The sequence below is a fragment of the Pseudomonas sp. Z2-11 genome, assembly GCF_054161305.1.
In genome coordinates, this window is sequence record NZ_CP096395.1 from 2444035 (window position 1) to 2464982 (window position 20948).

The 20948-nt window shown below is 58.4% G+C and carries 24 protein-coding genes and 1 pseudogene; 14 read left to right on the plus strand and 11 right to left on the minus strand.

Annotation, left to right across the window (positions count from 1 at the left end; translation table 11 throughout):
- Window positions 1–4: 4 nt before the first annotated feature.
- Complete coding sequence (locus M1E16_RS11040) at window positions 5–1000, minus strand: MBL fold metallo-hydrolase (RefSeq protein WP_434652261.1); 996 nt, start codon at window positions 998–1000, stop codon at window positions 5–7.
- Between the two features lie 218 nt (window positions 1001–1218).
- On the opposite strand from M1E16_RS11040, the gene M1E16_RS11045 reads away from it, so the two are divergent.
- Window positions 1219–1764, plus strand: coding sequence for a YkgB family protein (locus tag M1E16_RS11045; protein ID WP_434674127.1), 546 nt, complete (start codon window positions 1219–1221; stop codon window positions 1762–1764).
- On the opposite strand, the gene M1E16_RS11050 is transcribed toward M1E16_RS11045, so the two are convergent.
- Window positions 1721–2626, minus strand: a complete 906-nt coding sequence (locus M1E16_RS11050; protein WP_434568855.1) for a LysR family transcriptional regulator — start codon at window positions 2624–2626, stop codon at window positions 1721–1723. The two genes, M1E16_RS11045 and M1E16_RS11050, sit on opposite strands and share 44 nt — an antisense overlap.
- A gap of 114 nt (window positions 2627–2740) precedes the next feature.
- Between M1E16_RS11050 and M1E16_RS11055 the strand changes: the two genes are divergently transcribed.
- Both M1E16_RS11055 and M1E16_RS11060 read left to right on the plus strand, forming a co-directional pair.
- Window positions 2741–3337, plus strand: coding sequence for a flavodoxin family protein (locus M1E16_RS11055; RefSeq protein ID WP_434624377.1), 597 nt, complete (start codon window positions 2741–2743; stop codon window positions 3335–3337).
- Between the two features lie 161 nt (window positions 3338–3498).
- Window positions 3499–3687: an aldo/keto reductase gene (locus M1E16_RS11060; protein WP_458130311.1), complete on the plus strand. Its 189-nt coding sequence runs from the start codon at window positions 3499–3501 to the stop codon at window positions 3685–3687.
- On the opposite strand, the pseudogene M1E16_RS11065 reads toward M1E16_RS11060, so the two are convergent.
- Together M1E16_RS11065 and M1E16_RS11070 are read right to left on the minus strand one after the other, a co-directional pair.
- A pseudogene (locus M1E16_RS11065) lies at window positions 3672–3839 on the minus strand (IS66 family transposase); the annotation flags it as partial. The gene M1E16_RS11060 and the pseudogene M1E16_RS11065 overlap by 16 nt on opposite strands.
- Before the next feature lie 3 nt (window positions 3840–3842).
- Window positions 3843–4361 carry a MarR family winged helix-turn-helix transcriptional regulator gene (locus M1E16_RS11070; protein WP_434694635.1) on the minus strand — a complete coding sequence of 173 codons (519 nt, stop codon included), beginning with the start codon at window positions 4359–4361 and terminating at the stop codon, window positions 3843–3845.
- 38 nt (window positions 4362–4399) lie between these two features.
- On the opposite strand from M1E16_RS11070, the gene M1E16_RS11075 reads away from it, so the two are divergent.
- The 4 genes from M1E16_RS11075 to M1E16_RS11090 all read left to right on the plus strand — a co-directional run bounded on the left by M1E16_RS11075 (window position 4400) and on the right by M1E16_RS11090 (window position 8392).
- Window positions 4400–4648 carry a hypothetical protein gene (locus M1E16_RS11075; RefSeq protein WP_458129897.1) on the plus strand — a complete coding sequence of 83 codons (249 nt, stop codon included), beginning with the start codon at window positions 4400–4402 and terminating at the stop codon, window positions 4646–4648.
- Window positions 4649–4714: 66 nt separating this feature from the next.
- Window positions 4715–6367, plus strand: a complete 1653-nt coding sequence (locus M1E16_RS11080; protein ID WP_458129898.1) for a RopAA-2 — start codon at window positions 4715–4717, stop codon at window positions 6365–6367.
- A gap of 193 nt (window positions 6368–6560) precedes the next feature.
- Window positions 6561–8003 (plus strand): ATPase domain-containing protein, encoded by a 1443-nt coding sequence (locus M1E16_RS11085; protein ID WP_434605097.1) that lies wholly within the window; start codon window positions 6561–6563, stop codon window positions 8001–8003.
- Window positions 8004–8029: 26 nt separating this feature from the next.
- Entirely contained in the window at window positions 8030–8392 is a 363-nt protein-coding gene (locus tag M1E16_RS11090) for a response regulator (protein ID WP_434624371.1), read from the plus strand.
- An 84-nt stretch (window positions 8393–8476) separates the two neighbouring features.
- Here the strand turns inward: M1E16_RS11090 and M1E16_RS11095 are convergent, their stop codons facing one another.
- The 3 genes from M1E16_RS11095 to M1E16_RS11105 all read right to left on the minus strand — a co-directional run bounded on the left by M1E16_RS11095 (window position 8477) and on the right by M1E16_RS11105 (window position 10404).
- Window positions 8477–9199 carry an anti-sigma factor gene (locus M1E16_RS11095; RefSeq protein ID WP_458129899.1) on the minus strand — a complete coding sequence of 241 codons (723 nt, stop codon included), beginning with the start codon at window positions 9197–9199 and terminating at the stop codon, window positions 8477–8479.
- Entirely contained in the window at window positions 9196–9780 is a 585-nt protein-coding gene (locus M1E16_RS11100; RefSeq protein WP_458129900.1) for a sigma-70 family RNA polymerase sigma factor, read from the minus strand. The genes M1E16_RS11095 and M1E16_RS11100 overlap by 4 nt, the downstream gene beginning before the upstream one ends.
- A gap of 81 nt (window positions 9781–9861) precedes the next feature.
- Window positions 9862–10404 (minus strand): DUF3455 domain-containing protein, encoded by a 543-nt coding sequence (locus tag M1E16_RS11105; protein ID WP_458129901.1) that lies wholly within the window; start codon window positions 10402–10404, stop codon window positions 9862–9864.
- A 279-nt stretch (window positions 10405–10683) separates the two neighbouring features.
- On the opposite strand from M1E16_RS11105, the gene M1E16_RS11110 reads away from it, so the two are divergent.
- The 5 genes from M1E16_RS11110 (at window position 10684) to M1E16_RS11130 (ending at window position 15410) form a co-directional block, all read left to right on the plus strand.
- Complete coding sequence (locus tag M1E16_RS11110) at window positions 10684–11367, plus strand: methylamine utilization protein (RefSeq protein WP_434624363.1); 684 nt, start codon at window positions 10684–10686, stop codon at window positions 11365–11367.
- Window positions 11351–13708 carry a putative bifunctional diguanylate cyclase/phosphodiesterase gene (locus tag M1E16_RS11115; RefSeq protein ID WP_458129902.1) on the plus strand — a complete coding sequence of 786 codons (2358 nt, stop codon included), beginning with the start codon at window positions 11351–11353 and terminating at the stop codon, window positions 13706–13708. The genes M1E16_RS11110 and M1E16_RS11115 overlap by 17 nt, the downstream gene beginning before the upstream one ends.
- Before the next feature lie 5 nt (window positions 13709–13713).
- Entirely contained in the window at window positions 13714–14577 is an 864-nt protein-coding gene (locus tag M1E16_RS11120; protein WP_458129903.1) for a DUF3034 family protein, read from the plus strand.
- A complete protein-coding gene (locus M1E16_RS11125; protein WP_458129904.1) occupies window positions 14577–14996 on the plus strand; it encodes a group I truncated hemoglobin in 420 nt (139 codons plus the stop codon). Before M1E16_RS11120 ends, M1E16_RS11125 begins: the two co-directional genes overlap by 1 nt.
- A 114-nt stretch (window positions 14997–15110) precedes the next feature.
- Entirely contained in the window at window positions 15111–15410 is a 300-nt protein-coding gene (locus tag M1E16_RS11130) for a hypothetical protein (RefSeq protein ID WP_458129905.1), read from the plus strand.
- Window positions 15411–15516: 106 nt separating this feature from the next.
- Here the strand turns inward: M1E16_RS11130 and M1E16_RS11135 are convergent, their stop codons facing one another.
- Together M1E16_RS11135 and M1E16_RS11140 are read right to left on the minus strand one after the other, a co-directional pair.
- Window positions 15517–16062: a cytochrome b/b6 domain-containing protein gene (locus tag M1E16_RS11135; RefSeq protein WP_458129906.1), complete on the minus strand. Its 546-nt coding sequence runs from the start codon at window positions 16060–16062 to the stop codon at window positions 15517–15519.
- On the minus strand, window positions 16062–16328 hold the full coding sequence (locus M1E16_RS11140) for a PepSY domain-containing protein (protein ID WP_048722823.1): 267 nt from the start codon (window positions 16326–16328) through the stop codon (window positions 16062–16064). Before M1E16_RS11140 ends, M1E16_RS11135 begins: the two co-directional genes overlap by 1 nt.
- Before the next feature lie 146 nt (window positions 16329–16474).
- Between M1E16_RS11140 and M1E16_RS11145 the strand changes: the two genes are divergently transcribed.
- Together M1E16_RS11145 and M1E16_RS11150 are read left to right on the plus strand one after the other, a co-directional pair.
- Complete coding sequence (locus M1E16_RS11145; protein ID WP_305495225.1) at window positions 16475–17137, plus strand: response regulator; 663 nt, start codon at window positions 16475–16477, stop codon at window positions 17135–17137.
- Entirely contained in the window at window positions 17134–18525 is a 1392-nt protein-coding gene (locus M1E16_RS11150; RefSeq protein ID WP_458129907.1) for an ATP-binding protein, read from the plus strand. The genes M1E16_RS11145 and M1E16_RS11150 overlap by 4 nt, the downstream gene beginning before the upstream one ends.
- Window positions 18526–18633: 108 nt before the next feature.
- Here M1E16_RS11150 and M1E16_RS11155 read toward each other — a convergent pair whose 3' ends face one another.
- Window positions 18634–19746 carry a class II histone deacetylase gene (locus M1E16_RS11155; RefSeq protein ID WP_458129908.1) on the minus strand — a complete coding sequence of 371 codons (1113 nt, stop codon included), beginning with the start codon at window positions 19744–19746 and terminating at the stop codon, window positions 18634–18636.
- A gap of 34 nt (window positions 19747–19780) precedes the next feature.
- Window positions 19781–20944 (minus strand): MFS transporter, encoded by a 1164-nt coding sequence (locus M1E16_RS11160; protein WP_458129909.1) that lies wholly within the window; start codon window positions 20942–20944, stop codon window positions 19781–19783.
- Window positions 20945–20948: the final 4 nt, after the last annotated feature.

A 20948-nucleotide genomic window follows, 5' to 3' on the forward strand; every position in this document is an offset into this window, starting at 1 on the left:
GCCTTCAGTCGCGATTGCGGTATTGGACGGGTACCCACTCATACCTGCCGGCTTCGCGCCTGATGTGGCCTATGCCCGGAAATGGCAAGTGAGCGACTGCTGACAACCGTTGCTCACTCGCGGCAGCCTCAAATTGTCGTAATCGCTGGGCGCGAGCGGCGTTCTGATTGACGTCGAAGGTTATTGTCACCTCCGGCCGTGAGAACTGGATGAGGCCGACATGCATGATGTCGCCCCAGAAATCGATGCTCTCGCCTTCGCTTGTGACCCGAAAAAAGCTGTGGCCCGGCGTATGTCCCGGCGTGGGAATGGCGGTGATACCCGGGAGGATTTCGGATTCGGCTGCGAATGGCTTCAGCTTGCCTTCGCGCTGGTACGGGCCAACCGTCTTCAGCGCTTGCTCCAGATAAGCCGGCGTTAACCCCTTGTCCAGGTTGGCGCGGTCCAGGAAGAAGTCGACGTCGGCCTGGCCCACGTGGATGGTCGCATTGGGAAACATCATCTGGCCGCCGCGTGTCAGGCCGCCGGAATGATCGGTATGGATGTGGGTAATCAGCACATCGGTGATCTGCGCCGGCTGGTAGCCCGCAGCCGCCAGGCTTTCGGGTAGCTTGCCGCCAACGTTACCGAACAATTCACCGGCACCGGTATCGATCAGAACTACATGTGAACCAGTATCGACGAGGTAGGCATTGATAGACGTCTCCAGCGGGTTGCGAGCAAATCCGCGTTGCAGCATTGCGTCGATCTGCTTTGGGCTGATGCCTCTAAGCAGCGGATGTAGATCGAGGGGCAGCGTCCCGTCGCTTAGTGCGGTGATGCGGAACTTGCCCAGAGTGAAGGCGTAGATGCCTGCGAGTGCAGGTTTATGGGGCGGTGCCGTCGTTGCGGTCGACGTCTGTGACGCTAGCGCTGCGGTGGGCGACGGTGAGTAGGTTGCACCCGTGACTAGGGCGGCTGTCAGTAGGGCCGCAAGATGGAACCGCGCGTGGTTATGCATGATGAGTACCTTTGTGAGTGTAACCATCGGTGATCGCTGGGATAAAGGTAGATGAAGCGCGTTCAGTGTGAGGCACCGCGTACGCCTTAGCCGCTAGCCAGTACCGGCTGTATCTACGACATGCTTAGGCTTCATAGCGAAATATTATATGCGTGACGCATGCATTTTGCCAATCGCTGATATATGCTTCGAGCACATATCGGCAATCGGAGAATCTCATGCAGCACATCACGAGCGTCACCAGCAGCCAGGCTGCTCTCACTTCCAGCATTTCGAGACTCGAGAACGTAAGTCGGGCAATTGTCTTGTCCGGCGTTGTTCTTCCCCTGCTAATGATTGGTCTACTCAAGTTCACGCAGATCGAGGTGCAGGTACTCATACCCCTGATCAGTGGCACCCCATGGCTGGCCTGGCTTTATCCAGTTCTTGGCGAAGCCGGTACCTCGTACTTATTAGGTGTAGTCGAGATACTGACTGCATTGCTGCTCATCGCTTCACCCTGGTCTGCTCGAGCAGCTATCGCAGGTGGGTTGTTAGCATCGCTGACCTTCTTTACGACCATTTCCATGATGTTGGTATTGCCGATATGGGAGGCCGGATCGGGAGGTTTTCCATGGCTGAACTTCCTGGGCACGTTCCTGATAAAAGACGTTGCGTTGTTAGGGGTGAGCCTGGTGATCCTCACCGAGGGGCTGCAGCGTATGCTGCCCACTCTAGCGGCTAATCAAAATAGGGTTCCAATACACTCTCAATCCAAGTCATGAAGGCCCGGACGCGTTGGGAAAGGTTACGCCGATGCGCGACTACGAGCGACGCCGACAGCGGCTCTGGTCGTAGATCGGGCAGAATTTCCACCAGATCGCCGCTTTTGATGTGGTGCGCAAGGGCCAGATAACCGGCCTGAATCAGTCCAATCCCCGCCAGGCCCGCAGCATGATAGGTCTGCACGTTATTCACTTGCATCGCCCCTGGCAATGCAAGTGATGCGTAGCTGTCTCCCTCCGGATATTCCCAACCAGCGAGTCGGGCGCCGAGTGTCGGCGTGTAATGAACCATCTGGTGACCCTGGATGAGGAGGTCGTCGAGTGTTTGCGGTATGCCGTACTTTGCCAGATAGCCTGGACTCGCCACGTTCATCATGCGCAGTTTGCCGAGCGAGCGGGCGATCAATCTGTCGTCCATGATCGGCCCGAGACGAATCACGCAATCAAACCCTTCTTGAACCAGATCGACACGGCGATCCGTGCTGGATAGTTCCAGCTCCAACTCAGGATTGGCCTTGAGTAGTTGCGGCAGAGCGGGAATCACGACGGTCTTTGCCAACTCAGTCGGCATATCTACGCGCAATCTCCCCCTCAGAGGGGCGCCGCTGTTCGCGAACATGGACTGCACGTCCTGAGCTTCGGCCAGCAGGTCACGCGCACGTGCATAAAAACTACGACCGTCTTCGGTCAATTGCACGCTGCGTGTTGTTCTGTGCAGGAGGGTCGCGCCCATGTCCCGTTCCAGCTCACGAATCACCGTCGACACCCGTCCCTTCTGGATTCCCAGGCTTTCAGCGGCACGCGTGAAGCTCATCATTTCCGCAACGCGGGCAAAAATCAAAAGTGCCTGAAGATTGGGCATTGTTCACCGATTGGATAACAGTGTGTTCGGATTCGGATGGTTTATAACTAATTTTGGACTCAGTAGAGTAACTCTCAGGTTGTCAACAACTCCAGAACTTGTAAGGGAGCACTCATGAACTCAACTTCCACGCCAATCCGAACGGTCATCATTTATCACTCAGGCTATGGCCACACCGTACGAATGGCAGCTGCCGTCGCCGAAGGCGCTGGCACCGACTCTGTATTGGTTGCAATCGACCCCGAGGGCAATATTCCCGAGGATGCCTGGCAAACACTCGCAGACGCAGACGCAATCGTCTTCGGTTCGCCTACCTACATGGGCGGCCCTAGCTGGCAGTTCAAGAAATTCGCGGACGCCTCTTCCAAGCCCTGGTTTGAAGGCGCATGGCAAAACAAGATCTTTGGCGGCTTCACCAATAGCGCGAGCATCAACGGCGACAAGCTCAATACTCTTGAGTATTTCTTCCTGCTCTCTGGGCAGCACGCCGGGATCTGGGTTGGTCTGGACATCAAACCAGCGAACGTCAAGGCGTCGAAACGCGACGATTTGAACCGCATGGGTTCTTATATCGCGCCCATGGCGCAGACGCCGGCGGATGCCTCTCCTGACGAGATGTCATCGGGAGATCTGGAGACCGCGCGTCTGTATGGCGCGCGCGTCGCATTGATTGCCGGACAGTTCCGAGCCGGTAAATCTCAGTCTGTCTGATGTCCACTCGCGCCGACGATACTGGCCCGCTGCTGTGCTCATTTTCATCCATCGATCTCGAAGGAGAAGTCATGAAATACAAGCGACTTGGCCGTACGGGCCTGTATGTATCCGAGCTGTGCCTGGGCACGATGACGCTCGGTGGTAATGCCAACGCGGGTATGTGGTCTGCAATCGGCGCGGTTGAACAGGGCGAAGCCAACAGGTTGATCGCCGACGCTCTGGCGCAAGGGATCAACTTCATAGACACCGCCGATATTTATTCTTTCGGTCAATCGGAGCGCATGCCAGTTCTTGCGCCCAAGAACCCATGGTCTGATTTGGTTTTCAGCCCAATTGTTTGGATATAGCGCAAGGCCTGCTCGGCGAGCGTGCTCTTGTTGGCAGCGTGCAACTCGAAGAACTTGCGCCGCGCATGGGCCACACAGCCGATGTCGGTCACCCCGAGTTCGAAGCTGGCTTTGTAGCCACCAGAATCATCACAGACCAACTTGCCCTTCCAGTCTTAGAGATGGCCAGTGCAGGGATTTTCATTCAACGCATCTGCGACTGGACAATTCGTGCAGGACGCAGGGTCGCACAATCTACACACTGAATAGCCTTGATCGAGATCATTCACCAGGCCGTTGAGTAGCTTTTCGGTTATCCGTCCGAGGATTTCGCGCTCATCCGGATCAAGCACTTCCAAAACACGAGCTATACGTTCATGGCGGACCGCTAGCACGGCAGCACAGTTCGCATTTCCTGCGGTAGTAAGGTGGAGCGCAACGGCACGCCGATCAGCGTCTGCTTGTCTACGTTCCACTACACCCTGGGTGACCAGCCTATCAACCAGGCGCACGGCTCCAGGATGAGACAATCCCAAGGCTCGCCTCAAACGCTCTATGGACATGCCTGGCTCGTGACCGAGCAAGGCAATAGCCGCAGCTGCCGGACCAACTTCCGGAGCTTGGTCTTGAGTGCCTTGGTGGATAGAGTCAGAAATCGCCAGCGACAGCGCCCCAACTATGTTTTCGAGTTTCATATCGTTCATGAGCTAAATATGTGTGCATCGCGCATGGAATGCAAGATTTTCAGATGAGAAGGGCCCGTCTTGGGGGAAAGCCACGGGTTCTTTCTTATCAGTATCTCCATTGCTCAGCGACTTTTAGCTATCGCATCGACATTCTTGTTTCCAAGGACTGGCCTGGCCTTCGCATCGCCTTCTACGATGAAAAAAATAGAACGGTCAGCCTTTCAGTTGTGGCCGTCGGTTTTTCAAATTTATTACATCCTTGGAACGCTTCTTCCGGCACGGCCACTCAGGTGTGAGGATGTCGCCGCTCATACCGGGGTCATTCGCATTCATCTATCTGCCGATGCCAAGAGGACAACGCCATGGATACGATTAATGTAGGTGCAAGCCGCGGGCTGACCCGTGAACCTGATGAGATACAGCAGGAAACAACACTGCGGGCCTCTCACTCTCCGGTCCTCGGCGATATCGGGGTAGCAATGCGCACGCGGCTTCATAACCATTTCGAGGCTCACCTTGAAACACAAGCTGACTCCGATCAACCCGCTGCCCCTGCTTCAAGCGCCCGCAACGCGGAGCTGAACGCCATTCGCGATGACCGTGCCCAACGGCTGGAGGCCGGGGGTTATACCGTCCATGACATGGAGAAGGCGGAAAAAAACGCAGCCAGGGCCGACAGATTGTTTGCGTCGATAAAGTCAGGGATGGGGGGGACACCCTTTGCGGCGCTGACCGAGGCCGGTAATTTCAAACCGTCGATCCTCCAGGTAGCGGGCCAGCATGCCAATACGGTACGCCAAGCGGCTATAGAGAACGCCATGTCATGCTTGTACGCCGGTATGGCGGATGCTGCCGGTAACAAGACGATCGCGGGCTTCAAGCCTGGTTATTACCTTAAGCCCGAGAGCAATACACTGCATCCGGCGCTCCAAGCATCGGTGGCGGAAAAGCTGCTGGCGTTGGACAAAGGTCCATTGCGCAATGCTTTCGACGAAGCTAATAAATGGCTTACCGGGTTTGCTGTACGTAACACTGCAATGTACGCATCAACGCTTGCCATGACGGCTGCTGGCAGAGAGGAACTGGATGCAATCCTGCAACCCGCCCTACGACCGGTCACGGCTATCATCGTGGGTATTGCAATCGAGCATTACAATGTGAGCCGTGATCGCAGTAACCATTTGGCTGACCCTGCAATGCTCTATGGTCGTCGAGATGCTGTACCGGAAGGGCAGGCTCATAAGCCTATTGATCAAGATACCGAATGGCTGGATGACTTCGAGACCTTAAAGGATCTCGATGCCACTGCCCTGGTCAAGATGGTCTCCACGCGGCTGGGTGAAGGCGCGGCCACGGCGCTGAATGCGGTCATCAGTGGCGATGCCTTGAAAGAGATAGTAGACCCGGTCAGTGTTGTAGGAAATGGTCTGCTGATTGGCGGTTTTTCTGCAATGGGCGCGGCTACAACCGCCACAGCCAACCTGGCGAAGTCCACGGAGCTGGGAAAAATGGCGGCTACCGCAGCCTCGGAGGGCGTAAAAAACGTATTGGGTACCCTGGCTTTCGGGCTGTGGGCAGCTGGCGCCTCGCTAGGTGGATCAGTGCCGAAAAAAGCCACCGCTGCTGTCGATGCCCATGTACCAAAAGCGGTAGAAGGGGGCGCAGATGCAGCGGGCAGGGTGGCGGTCAAGGGCGGTGAGCTTGCGCTCAAGACATCGCTCACCGGCGCCAGATTTGCCAAAGAGACAGCGGTGTCAGCGACCAACCACACAAAAAATGCAGCTCAAGCGGTAGGGGATGGAGTCACTAGCGTTGCCAGCGCCATTGGCACCACCTCCCAATCAGCCTGGAATAAAAGCGTTGGAGCCCTGAGGCAACGCTCCGCGGCCACCCCTCAAAGCCAGGCCGCTCAGGGGCAGAGCATACCCATGCAGCCGCTCGCGGGTACGCAGGTCCAGGCATCTTCCTCAGCACCTGCGCGTCCGACTACCCAGGATGACGGAGATATCGTTTAGCAGCCTTTCCTTGTCGCTCACTTCAGTTTTCCTTGATGTCCAGGGATCGGACATTTCAAATGATTACTTACGACCCAAAGCGAACGATCTCCCACGTCTACTTTCTATTGAACCTGAATGGCCTCGAATTCGAATTGGCGTTAGCATTTCATTCATCCGGCTTAAAAGCCTGTTTTTTTTAGATCAGGGTCACATCGTGGAAAAGCTAAAACGCCTTCAAAGCGGAATCGAAGGGCTCGACGCTCTGCTTAACGGAGGGCTGGTCGCGGGTGCTTCATACATAATTCAAGGTCGTCCAGGTTCGGGCAAGACGATCCTCGCCAATCAGCTTGGATTCCATCACGTGCGTAATGGAGGCCGTGTTTTAGTCGCCACACTGCTGGCCGAGTCGCATGACCGTCTCTTTCAGTTTCTCTCTACCCTGAGCTTTTTCGACTCATCCAAAGTGGGCGCTGAAATCCAGTTCGTCAGCGCATTCGATACGTTGGAAAATGAAGGTCTCGATGAAGTAGTAAAACTGCTTCGGCGTGAGATCAGTCGGCAGAAGGCTACGGTCATGGTCGTCGACGGTTTGCTCAATGCGCGCTCCAAAGCCGATTCGCCTATCGACACCAAGAAATTCATCCTGGAGTTGCAAGGCCACGCAGCGTTTGCCGGATGTACCGTACTGTTCCTCACCAGTTCACGGCTTGACGACGGTAGCCCAGAGCACACGATGGTTGATGGTGTGATCGAAATGGGAGAGGAGCTGTTCGGCACTCGTTCCGTACGACGTATACAACTACGCAAGACGCGAGGCAGCAGCGCACTGACCGGTCTTCACGAATGTGAAATCACTGATGACGGCCTGGTTGTCTATCCGCGTCTCGAGAGCCTGTACAGCCGTCCTTCCTCGTCCGACAGTGCGGACATGACGCGTATCGCCAGTGGGATTGATTCACTCGACGATATCTTGGGCGGAGGACTGCATAGCTCCAGTGTGTCTCTGGTCATGGGGCCCTCCGGGATCGGCAAGACCACGCTGGGTCTCAAATTCCTGGCCAAGTCCACACCTGATGCCCCAGGCTTGCATTTTGGGTTCTATGAAAGTCCACAGCGGCTGCGCCTGAAAGGATCCTCACTGGGCATCGACATCGAAGCCATGGAGGAGAGCGGGGCGTTGAGCATTGTGTGGCAGCCAACCACCGAAGGGCTGCTGGATGGACTCGGCTCAAGACTGCTGAGCATCGTCAAGGAAAAGGGTATCAAACGCCTGTTCATCGACAGTCTGAGCGGGATGACACGCGTTTCGACAAATCCGGGACGGATTACCGATTTCTACAGTGCGCTCATGAATGAGCTGCGCTCCAGAGGCGTTACGGTATTTGCATCCTGGGAAATGCGCGACCTGTTCGGTTCCGAGGTCAGCTCACCGAACTCCGACCTGTCGAGCATCGTGGACAACCTGATGCTGATGCGTTTCTTTGAGAATCGCGCTGAACTAAGCAGGACGCTTTCCATTCTTAAGGTACGAGATAGCTCCTATGACCCCTCGCGATTCGAGGTGGTGATTCGTGATCAAGATGTTTTCCTGAAAAAGGCTTTGAGGAATGAACCTTCAGTTGCCACTGAGTCCTTGCCTGGTTCGATTTCATAAGTCTTTGAGCAGGTTGAAAAATTAACATGACCACCATCCTGGTCGTCGACGACGAGTATCTGATCGCTGACATCCTCAGCTTCGCGCTGGAGGATGAAGGCTTCATGGTCGTAAAAGCCAGCAATGGTCGAAAGGGACTCGAAGTTCTTGAAAGGGAGCGTCCAGCGTTGATTGTTACCGACTTCATGATGCCCGTCATGGACGGCTTGGAGTTCGCCACGGCTGTGCGAGCACTTCCGTCCGTCAATCGTTTGCCAATCATCCTCATGAGCGGTGCTCAGGCGCACATAGGTATGCAGAGATCGGATTTGTTTGATGCAGTCCTGCCAAAGCCATTCGAGATAGGCGCCATCATCGCAGAAGTGAAAAAGCTCTTGTCTGCGCAGTAGTTCGTTCCGGTAGGCGTCACGAGAGCGAGTCTATCGAGTGCCCACCGATGCCCAGCGTGGGCTGCATGATTTTTTGAGGAGGTGCTAGAGGACTTTCACGGCCCGGCCGATGAACTGCACCGGCCCTGTGGGTTTTCCGGTCGGCGAGCCATTGACACTTTCAAGAGTCAGTTCAAAAAGTTGATGGGGCTCCAACGGCGGTAATTTATCGAGCGGGACCGACAGCGTTTGTCCAGGCCGGACCAAACCCAGGGATACCGGCGCTTTCCAGTCGTCCGCCTTGGTCCAGAATTGCAACGCTTTATCGCTGGGGACCTGAGCCACCGCCAGCGGTATAAGTTGAATCTCCTTGGAGTCGGTCGCTTGAATGACCCATCCAGGTGCCTGGTTTTGCGGCGCTACCAGCACCACCAGGTAAGTGGTTGGGCTGACCGCGGTCGTGCGCGTCAGTAGCAGCGTTCCCAGCAGCAATGTTGCAACGATGCCTGCCCCGGCGAGCCCGCGCCATAACGGAAGAAAATCCCACAATGATCTCGACCGTGGGGCATTCGGCGCTCGCTGGCCATGACCGTCCAGGCTGTTCTGGATACGCCTCCAGACAAGGGGCCCAGGTGTTTGCGGTTCTGCCTGCTCAGTCAAGGCCGCAAGGCGCTGCTCCCAGGCATCGACCGCGTCGCGCAAGGCGGGTTCGTGCGCCAGACGCTGTCGAACCTGCTTGCGCTGATCTGCCGGCAATGTCCCCAGCACATATTCGCTCGCCAGTTCTTCGATGTTTTCGGGGAGATCATCCTCTGCGCTCGTCGTCATCCCATGCACTCCCGCAACGCCACCAGACTACGTTTGATCCACGCCTTTACGGTTCCCAGCGGTGCGCCCACTTTTTTCGATATTTCGGAATGTGAATAACCGTCCACGTACGCATGAAGTATGCAGTTGCGCCGGGCCGGCTCCAATCGTTCAAGGCAGGCATAAATACGACCTGAACGAGTCAGGTACTCAAACGTGTCGCTGTTGGGCGCGTCAACGGACGCCAAAGCGTCCGAGGCCATTTCACTGTGCTCGTCGAGCTGAATTTGCCTGGCGTTGTCGCGCACGACATTGAGGGCCAGATGTCGGGTTATGCTGAATATCCAGCCACGGGCAGAGCCTCTGGTCGGATCGAAACTGGCGGCGCGAGTCCATATCTTGATAAAGACGTCATGGAGGATGTCTTCCGCCAACGCCTTATGGCGCACGATTCGCTGAGCAACGCCCATCACGCGTGCGCTTTCCTGATCGTATAAGGCGCGCAACGCCTGTTGGTCGCCTTGGGCGCATGCCGCAAGGTGGGCTTCATAGTCGAAGTAAGGTTCGGGCAAGGACAGGTTTCCAGCCATTGGCAGCAACATGACCCCAAGCCCGGAGGCAAGGGGGTATTCATGGGAGAAGAGTAGCCGACTTTGCCCTGACCACTGGCCGTCGAGCGTGATCTATTGGGCAGCCCAGAATATATAGTCGGCTTGATACTTCACTGTCTCACGCTTTCCTTTGTTGGCGCTGGAGCATTCGGCCATCGGCGCTACGCCACCCTTCACGGCCAGCCGCTGGATGTAACTGACCCCGCTCATTGCGCCTTTCCCTTCGGCGGGGTTGGCCTTGACCAACTGCAAGGGGAGGTCTTTGGGGCTGACCGATGCGACCGCCAATTGGGTTCCGGTGATTTTGGAACCGTCGTTGGCTTGCCATGTTGCAGGTGGTCCGAAATAAGTGCCGATAGCCTTGCCGCTTCGGTCGTTCAGCAGCGCTTTCGGGCCGATGAAGAACCATTCTGTCTGCCCTGTGGCATTGGCCTTGTCACGGCATTCATAAGTGATTTCTCCGACTCCTGCAGTTTCGAGCGCGACCTTGTGCCCGGCCGGGACCTTGATGCTTTCAGGCAAGCCTGCTTGCGCGTAAGCAGCAGGCATCGCGACGAACAGGCAACTGGCAGTCAATGCAGTACCGACAATGCGGAACAATCGTTTAGCGTTCATACAAGCTTCTCCTGAGGATTTGATCAGCGCAGCGGTTCATGGCCGCTACATGTACTACCCTCTGGAACGCGGACTGGATGCACTTGGCTGAATAAAAATATCGACGGCCGTTTCAGCGGGGCTCGCAAGGCCGGCAGTCGGTCATGTCGGGCCTGCCTGTTCAGGTTTTTGCTACGCGGTCGATACCTAGGTAAATGGGCGATCAGTGCGTGACTGCCGATGCCGCCATCAGGAGTCTCGTCACCTGGACGATTCACCCTCGTTTTCAATGGAATGGGCATGTCCAGGAATAACCCGCTTTTTGCACTGCTGTTACTGTTCGCGTGCCCTGTCGGGTGGGCGGGGGTGGCCAAGCTTGATGTGGCGATGCACGAAGGCACAGGCCAGCGGCTGCCCGACGCGGTGGTCACGCTGCAAGGCCCGATCGGTGCGCCGTTGGCGCCTCCCGCCGCCAATATGGATCAGCGCAACCAGCAATTTGCGCCCCATGTGCTGGCGGTGCACACCGGCACCCCGATCAAATTCCCCAACAGCGACAACATCCGCCACCAGGTCTACTCGTTTTCGCCGGCGAAGCGCTTTGAGTTGCGCTTGTACGAGGGCACCCCCTCCGAGCCGGTGCTGTTCGATAAGCCCGGCGTGGTGGTATTGGGCTGCAATATCCATGACCGGATGCTCGGCTACGTCTTTGTCACCGACGATCCGCGTTTTGCCGTCAGCGATGCCCAAGGCAATGTGGTGCTGAACGATTTGCCAGTCGGCGAGTACCGCGTGACGCTTTGGCATCCCCGGCTCAAGGGGATGCAACCAATCGATGCCGGTTCTGTGAAACTTCCTGCGACCGGCCTCAAGCAGAATTACACCCTGACGCTGGAGCCTTTACCTGAGCAGCCCGCAACCGCTCCGGCTTCGAGTGCCTTCGGCGATACGTTCAAGCGAGCGGCTCGTGAAACTGCGCAATAGTTTCCAGGCGCAAGTCGCAGCGGTGATGATCCTGTTGTCGCTGGGGGTGATCGGCGTGTTGTATTTCAGCGTCAATGCGGCGACCCGTTCTGCGGTGCGTAGCCAGTCCGAGGCGCAGTTGGACGTCGGTACGCGCGTCTTCGAGCGGCTGCTGGAAGTGCAGGGCCGACGCTTGGCCGATGGCGTGCAGTTATTGGCGGCCGACTTCGGCTTTCGCGAAGCGGTGGCCAGCCGGGATGCTGCAACCATCCGTTCAGTGCTGGTCAACCATGGCAAGCGCATCAATGCCAGCGACATGATTCTGCTGAGCATGGACGGCGAGGTGCTCGCCAGTACCCTCGACAACATGCCGGAAGGTTCATTGTTCCAGTACGATGGCGCGCTGCGCCTGGCACAACGTGCGCGCCAGGCCATGGTAATCGTACCGTTGCAGGGTAAACCGCATCTGTTGGTGGAAACGCCCGTACTCGCACCTCTGCCTGTTGCCAGGGTGGTGATGGGTTTCAGCATGGACAAGGCCTTTGCCAGTGAGTTGCGCTCACTCACCAACCTTGAGGTTTCGTTTCTTGCCGTTGATCAACAACGGCCTGGTGAGCTTGTCAGCACGCAACCAGACGTTCTGCGCGGGCCTGTCTCCAGCTTGATGCTCAACTCGTCCAACCGCAACAGCGCGGTACTGACGGAGCACTTGGATCGCAATTTCCTCAGTCAGTTTCTGCTGCTGGCTGACGGTTCGAACGAATACGATGGGCAAGTAATAGCACTTCTGCAGAGTCCGCTGGACGTGGCCATGCAAGCGTTTGCTCCGCTGGACGAAAAAATCCTGGCGATTACCCTGGTCGCACTGATCGCCTCGTTGGTCGGCGCTTTGCTGTTGGCACGAGGTGTGTCGCGTCCGGTCAAGTCACTGGCCCTCGCGGCGGAGCGCATCGGTCAAGGCGATTATCAGACCCCCGTGGTATTGGAGCGGGAGGATGAACTCGGGGTGCTGGCCAAAGCCGTCAATTCGATGCAAAGCGGCATTGCCGAGCGGGAGCAGCAGCTGGCCCACAACGCCCTCCATGACCCCGTCACTGGCTTGCCCAACCGCGCATTGGCCATGGAGCGCCTGGGCAGTGCAATTGCCGCCAACCGGCCGATTGCCCTGATCTGTATGGGCATCCATAACCTGCGGGCCATCAACGAAACGGTCGACCCCGAAACGGTCGACCGGCTGCTCCGTCAGACCGGCCAGCAAACCCAAGCCCTGTTGCACCCTGGCGACACCGTGGCGCATCTGATCGCCGAGGAATTCCTGGTTCTGCTCGACGGGATGGACAGCGATGCGGCGGTCGCCTTGGCGGACAGGTTGCAGCAAGTATTGCTCAAGCCCCAGCACATCAACGGCCACGACCTGGCCCTGGACTGCAGGCTTGGAATAGCGGCCTACCCGGCGGATGGGCAAAGCGCGCAGACCCTGCTGGAACGCGCCTCCATCGCCATGAAAGACGCGGCGCAGATGCCGGGTCATCTACAGATTTATCAGCACGGACGTGATTTGGCTCACCGCCGCCAGATCGCCCTGATTCGAGACTTGCGCCACGCGGCGAACAACGGTGAGCTGCTCCTGCATTACCAGCCCAAGATGGACATTCTGAAGAGTCATGTCCGCCAGGCTGAAGGCCTGTTGCGCTGGCAGCATCCGCAACTGGGCCCGATCTCTCCAGCCGAATTCATTCCCTTGGCAGAACGGACCGGAAGCATTCAGGCGCTGACCCACTGGGTGATCAACGAGGGCATGCGCCAGCTCTCGGAGTGGAATGGGCGAGGGTTACGCTTGCAACTGTCATTGAATATATCCGCCGAAGACCTGATCAGCGACGATCTGCCTGGTCGGGTCGTGGTGTTGCTGCGCACGCATCGGCTGCCAGCCGAGCAGCTGGTGTTTGAAGTCACCGAGAGCGCTGTCATGCGCGAGCCCGAGCGGGCCTTGAAGAACCTCCATCTGTTGCGCGATTGCGGCATCAGTCTGTCGGTGGATGACTTCGGTACCGGCTATTCGTCCTTGGCGCACCTCAAGCGACTGCCGGTGCAAGAGTTGAAAATCGACCAGTCGTTCGTCCGAGACCTGCATGACACCAGCGAAGATGCGGTAATTGTCCGCTCGACCATCGAAATGAGTCATAACCTGGGGCTCAAGGTAGTTGCCGAAGGCGTTGAATATGAACACAGCCTGAGATTACTCGAGCGTTGGCATTGCGATACCGCGCAGGGCTACCTGATCAGCCGACCGCTGACCGCCGCGGCGTTCGAGGCCTGGGTGGCGTTGCCTTTGAATCTTCATTCTTCGCTGGTTCATTGAACATCATGAGTTCACGTTTGTGGCTATCGATCGCCTGTTGCACAGGACTTGCCCTTCAGGTCGTTTCTGCCGACGGCGGGCGTTTGATCGCGACCGGTGGCGCCAGCAGCCTGGAGGGTGCCGCCGGCGGCGGAATCACGCCGTGGGCAGTGCTGGCCGGTTACGGCGAAAAAAACGAGTGGGGGGCGACTGCGTTCGCGACCTCGGTCAATCTGCCGGATTATCGGCTGGATGTCGCCGGGCTGGCCGTGGCCTACGACAACCGGGTCGAGCTGTCTTTTGCCCGGCAGCGTTTCGACCTGGGTTCGTTGGTGAACAAGCTGAACCTGCCCGACGATAACCTCGGCCAGGACATCTTTGCCATGAAGGTGCGTTTGTTCGGTGACGTGATCTACGACGATTTGCCGCAGGTTTCCCTTGGTCTGGAGTACAAACACCAGAACAACTTCCTGATCCCGAGCCTGGTCGGCGCCAGGCGGAACAGCGACACCGAAGGCTATCTGGCTGCCAGTCGGTTATTCATGGGCGGGGCGTTTGGCTACAACCTGCTGCTCAATGGCAGCCTGCGCTACAGCCGTGCCAATGAGCTGGGGTTGCTCGGGTTCGGCGGTGACCGTCGCGATACTCGTAGCGTGCTGAAGGAGGGCTCCCTGGCGGTGCTGCTCAATCCGCGCTGGGCACTGGGCGTCGAGTATCGGCAGAAACCGGACAACCTGTCCTTTGCCGGGGAAAGTGACTGGGCTGATCTGTTCGTCGGTTACTTTCCCAATAAACATCTGTCGGTGGTGCTGGCCTACGCGCGGCTGGGCGAAATCGCGACGCTCGACCGCCAGAACGGCACATATCTTTCGGTGCAGGGGAGTTTTTGATGCGCATTGTCCTGCTGGTGCTGATCGGGCTGTTGAGCGCCTGCACACAACCCTTGTCCAGGGACGACTCGCTCTATCAAGACCTCGGCGCACAGGCCGGGATCACCCGGATCGTCGAGGGCATGCTGCTGAACATCGCGGGTGATGAACGTATCGTAGAGCGCTTTCGCAAGATTGATATCGAGCGGCTGCGCGACAAATTGATCGAGCAATTTTGCCTAGAAACCGGCGGCCCCTGCATCTACACCGGTGACAGCATGGCCGAGAGTCACAAGGGGCAGAACATCAGCCGCAGTGATTTTAATGCCTTGGTTGAAGACCTGATTGCTGCAATGGATGAACAGCGTGTTCCGGTGCCGGTGCAAAATCGGTTGATCGCACGGCTGGCACCGATGCGCGGCGAGATCATCGAGAAGTAAGGGGTTCAATCCGTGTTTTAAGCCAGACCTGTCTTGGGCTTTCGTCAGACGCCGGGAACGACCCGCTGCGCCTGTAAGTCTACCTGTATCTACTCATTGGCAAGGTACAGCGCAATGGATAAGACAATCACCGTGGATCAGCTGGCTACCACCGACCTTGGACCATTCAACGAGATATGGCTCGGTGGGACTCATACCCAGCTATGCCTATGGCGTGGTGCCCAGGTTTTCACCCACGAAATGCTCAGCGAGGGCACCCATGATCAGAATGTCCAGCGCCTGTGCTTGCAGTGGGTCGACCTTGACGATCAGGCCGCAGTGGCCAGCGTCGAGCTGATCGCCCGCGAACGGCTGAACAAGATGGGGAAGGAGGGCGAGTTTTATCCGGCTGAGGAAGCGGACACCCATCAATAGTCACCCTGCAAGGTCGGCCAGTCATGAGGGCCTCAGTACGTCAAATGAGGATCTGTTGATTACGGCGCGCTAACCAGGGTGGCTGGCACCGAAGCGTCATTAAATGTTACTGCGCACGTTCGTCCGGCAGGCGCTTCCTGCGACCGGTGAGCATGGATAACGGCAAGTTGTCGCGGACCTGGATACTTTCAAAAACGGCTGCCAGCACATGCACGCACACCAGGCCGAGCAGCGTGTTGGCGGCGGTTTCGTGCAGTTGCAGCGGCCAATCGGCGCCCCAGAGGGCATCGACTTCCTGCATCAGGAAGCCGCTGATGCCGATAATCAGCAATGCCAGCAACATCGACAACATCACTAGCGCGCCAATTGGCGAATGGCCCAGGCGGTGTTGTGGCCGACCGTTGAGCAGCGAGCGCACGTGGGCACCCAGACGTTTTGGTGTAGGCCAGAAGTCCGCCCACCGTGCGCTGCGTGGTCCGACAAATCCCCAAACCGTTCGTACCAGCAGCCAGGCCATGGCGTAATAGCCCAGCCAGACGTGCCAGTCGTCGCCTGCTTCGTTGAAGAAGTAGTTGGCGACAAAGACCCCGGCGATGGACAGATGAAACAGTCTCACCAACGGGTCCCACAGGCGTAAGGATTCGCCTGGCATCAGCCTTTGATCTCGGTCTTCACGGCTTTGCCGGTGACCGGGTCATGGTAGATTTCGACCTTGCGCTTGTCCTTGTCGAAGCCGTAGATCTCGTAGCAGTTGCCATCGGTCACCTTGAACTTGCTGATCTCGTAGCCTTCGGCCTTGAGCTTGTCCTGGAAGGCTTTTTCGTCTTGCCATTGCGAACGCTCCGCGGTGGTGCATTGCGGACCGGCGACAGCCAGGGGGCTGGCGATAATCAGGGACAACAGGAGAATTTTGCGCATGGAAAAGCTCTCAGCGGATGTGGGAGATTGCACAGTGCAAAACCAACCTTAGGGCAACCTTAGTTGGCAACGAGTCGTAACATTTTGCTGAAATGCCCCCGGCCAGAACTCGGCATGATGCCGCCGATTCCTACAGAGATTTTGCCATGCGCCTGCTCCTTGTCGAAGATGACCGTGCCCTCGGCCAGGGAATTCGCGTAGCCCTGGGTGCCGAAGGCTACACGCTGGACTGGCTGCAGGATGGCGTCGCGGCCCTGCACGCCGTGCGCAGCGAAAGCTTTGACCTGTTGCTGCTCGACCTCGGCCTGCCACGCCTCGACGGCCTCGACCTGTTGCAGCAACTGCGCGCCGAGCAGCACGATTTACCGGTGCTGGTACTCACCGCCCGCGACGGCACCGCCGAACGCATCGCCGGGCTCGACGCTGGCGCCGACGACTATCTGGTGAAACCCTTCGACGTCGAAGAACTCAAGGCCCGCGTGCGCGCCTTGCTGCGCCGCAGCCAGGGCCGTGCGCAACCGATGCTTGAACACGCCGGCGTCAGCCTTGACCCGGCCACTCAGCAGGTGCGCTACCAGGATGCGGACGTCATCGTCACCCCCATGGAATACCAACTGCTCCACCAACTGATGGTGCGCCCCGGCAAAGTGGTGACCCGCGAGCGTCTGTCCCGCGCGCTGTACGGCTGGCAGGACCGCGTCGAGAGCAATACATTGGAAGTATTGATCCACAACCTGCGAAAAAAGTTATCCAGCGAGCTGATCCGCACCGTGCGCGGCGTCGGCTACGTACTGGCGCTCAAACCATGACCTCCGTGCGGGCGCGCATCCTAATTCCTGTATTGGCCCTGATCCTGTTGGGTGACGCCCTGATCAGCTGGCTGGTGCTGCGCGATAGCCACCAGGAAATAGAAGAAGTCTACGACGCCCAACTGGCCCAAAGCGCGCGGCTGCTGCAAGGCGTGCTGCGCCAACGCGACCCCGGCGAAGCTGACTGGGACCGCCTGTACCAGGCCTTCGACCAGGCCATGAGTCGTGTCGGTGAAAACGGCGTTGCCCATCCTTATGAAACGCGCTTGACCTTCCAGGTGTGGCGCAGGGATGGTCAGCTACTGGTGCGCTCCGCCGGCGCACCGGTGCTCGATGCGTCGCTGGCCACCCTGGGTTCCCACGACATCGTCGATAACGGCAACGACTGGTGCGCCTTTCTCCTCGCCGACCCTGAACAGGACCTGCTGATCTGGGTGGGCGAGCGCGACGACATTCGCCAGGACCTGATCCAGCGCATCGTGCGTCATACCCTCTGGCCCAGCCTGATTGGAGTGCCGCTGCTGGCGCTGTTGATCTGGCTGGTCATCGGTTGGGGCCTCAGCCCCTTGCGGGCCATGGCCCTTTCTATCCGTGGGCGCACCACCGAGACTTTGCAGCCGTTGCATCTCAAGCCTCTGCCCAGCGATCTTGAGCCCATGCAAACCGCGCTGAATCGCCTGTTGGACCAGGTGGATGATCTATTGGCGCGCGAGCGCCGCTTCATCGCCGACGCCGCTCACGAGCTGCGTACACCCTTGGCGATCCTGCGCATCCATGCCCAGAACGCGCAAACCGCGGGGACCGAAGAACAGCGGCGCGAGGCGCTGCATTTCCTGGTCAACGGGGTCGATCGCGCCACCCGCATCGCCAGCCAGCTCTTGACCATGGCCCGCATCGAACCGCAACTGAACAACCCCGTGTATCAGCGCGTGCAACTCGCCGAACTGGTCCGTGAAGAATTGGCCGAACTCACGCCACTGGCCATGGAAAAGAACGTGGAATTGGTATTGGAGTGTGATGAAGCGTGTTGGCTGCAAACCGAACCGGTAGCACTGGCCATTGTCCTGCAGAACCTGGTGACCAATGCCCTCAACTTTTCTCCACCAGGGAGCGAGGTGGCTGTGGTGGTGCGCAAGGACGAGGCGGGCAGGGTCCGCTTGAGGGTTGAAGACGCCGGCCCGGGGATCGATGAAGGGGAAATCGCAAGGCTGTTCGAGCGCTTTTACAGTCGCGGCAATGCCAATGGCGCGGGCCTGGGATTGGCCATCGTGCAGATGGTGACAAACAAGATTGGCTGCACGTTACGCCTTTACAACCTGGCGGGCGGTGGCGTTTGTGCGGAACTTTGTCTGAACCGTGACCTTGCAAGCCCGACCTCGAACGTTTGACTCAAGGGTTGGCTTCGCAGCATGCGGGCGTAGAAGTGTCAGGCGCGTATCAAGAGCCGATGCCAGTCATGGCATCGGTTCTTGTCTCTCGCTCAGGCGTGCCAGCGCCTAGGCCAAGCGTGTGTGGGCCAACTCATCGATCAAGTGCCGCTGAAACGCCGCAAGCGCCTCCTTCGGTTGCTGCAGTTGGACAAATTCCAGCATGGGATCGGTGACAGCAGTCCTCACGCCCGCCAGTTCCTCAAGGGTCGCCAGCCCGCAAAACGGTACATACGCTTCTGAGTATCCACCTTCGTGCACCAGGACGAGACGGCCCTGGCACAAGCGCTCGGCGGCTTTACGCACGAGGCAGGTCATCTGCCGGAACGAGTCGCTGTGCAACAGCATGCGGGCCAGCGGGTCGACGGCGTTGGCGTCGTAGCCGCAGGCGACAATGATCAATTCGGGCTCGAAGCGCTCCACTGCCGGGATCACGATGCGTTCCATCGCGTACAGGTAGGCCTCATGGCCGCTGCCGGGCGGCAGCGGAATATTGATGTTCGCACCCAACCCCGCGCCACGGCCGCGATCAGCCTCACCGCCGTAACCTGCCGGGAAACAACCGTCCTGGTGCAGTGAGATAGTCAGCACGTCACCACGCTCTTCGAAGATCGATTGTGTGCCGTTGCCATGGTGTACGTCCCAGTCGATCACCGCGACGTTGCCCAGGCCACGGCGGGCTTTTGCGGCTTCAATGGCGATGGCAATGTTGGCCAGGAAGCAAAAGCCCATGGCGCTGTCGGCGAGGCAGTGATGGCCCGGCGGGCGCGACAGGGCGTATGCGTTGTCGGCTTCCCCGACGAGCACGGCATCGACCGCGGCGATGGCCAACCCGGCAGAGAGCTTGGCTATTTCATAACTACCAGGCCCGATGGGCGCGTGCGGCCCCAACTCACCGCCCCCGGCATCGCTCATCGTCTTGAAGCGCTGCAGGTAACCGGGTGTATGAACCCGCAGCAGATTTTCATCGGTCGCCGCGTTGGCGCTGCGTACCTGCAAATGACGGGTCAGGCCGGAAACGTCCAGCAGGCTCTTCAGGCGGCGTTTGGTTTCCGGCGATTCAGCGTGGCCCGCAGCGGCAGGTGGTTGTACCCATCCTCCCACCGGCAAGGTCAAGGCATGCAACCCGGCGCTGTGCCAGAGGCTGAGTTCATCGAAGAAAAATGCACTTTTTCGGCTCATCGTCTTTCCATTTTCTTTAGGGTAATAAGGCCACTCATGCGTTTGGGCGGCTGCCGAGCATCAACGCCAGGGAGAGCAGGGTGATGCACGTCCCGCCGATCAGCAGCGATTGGAAGCCGCCGCTGGCTTCGATCAGCCGGCCCGCCACTGTCGGGCCGATAGCCAGGCCACCGCCAATCACCAGGTTGGAGGCGTTCATCAGTTTTCCGGAGCGGTCGAGGTCGGCCAGGCAGGCCAGAATCAGCGGCAGGATGAAGGTCCAGGTGAACTTGAACAGCAGCGCCGCCACGGCAAATTGCATGATTTCGGGTTGACCTCGCAGCAACAGCACCGAACCGGCCATCAGTGCGTAGCCCAGCAGCAACAGCAGCAAGCGTGGCAGTCGGTCGCCGATCAGTGAGGCACAGCCCGCTCCGACAATGCCCATCACCGTGGCGAGCGCCAGAACCTTGCCACTAGACTCGGCGGAGATACCTGCCTGGGTGGCGATGGAGCCGATAAAGGTCCACACACCGCCCAGGCAAATGTAGAAACTCAAGACCCCCAGAATGCCCAGCGCGGCTTTCCACAGCGAGGCGACGGCGACATGCTCGGCGGTTGTTTCAGCCGATGGGCTGCCTTGCGGAAAAGAGCGGGCGAGTGGCAAAAAGACCGTCATCAACCCTGCGAGGATCACGTAGCACGCCGATAGCCCGAAGTGTTCGAAGAGCCGAGGCAGGATGCTCAAACCGATCGCCCCGACGACCAGTTGCCCCAGCACCCATAACCCATAGACGCGACCGGGATTGGCTGTTGACGCGGCGCTGGACAGGCAGATGATCATCAACGAACCGCCCGCCAGGGCACTGCAAAAGCGTAACGCCAGGAGTATCGAGTAGTCGGCAGCAAGCACTGATAAAAGGTTTGCTGCAATGAACACGACACCCGCCAGCAATGCGGCGCGGCGCCAGTCGATACGTTTCAGCCACCACAGGGCGGGCAGGGTGGCCAGGCTCATGGCGCCAAGTTCGGTGGAGAAAAGGTCGCCGATCTGTGACGGGCTCAACTGCCATTGAGTCGCCAGTTGCGCCGCGATGGCCGGTGCGGTCATGAGAATGGTCGGGGTGATGGCGGCGAACAGCACGATGGCTGCCAGCAGCGCCCGTTCAGATGATGCGCGCAAACGCTCATGCACCAGCGGTTGGGTCTGGGTGTTCATGGGG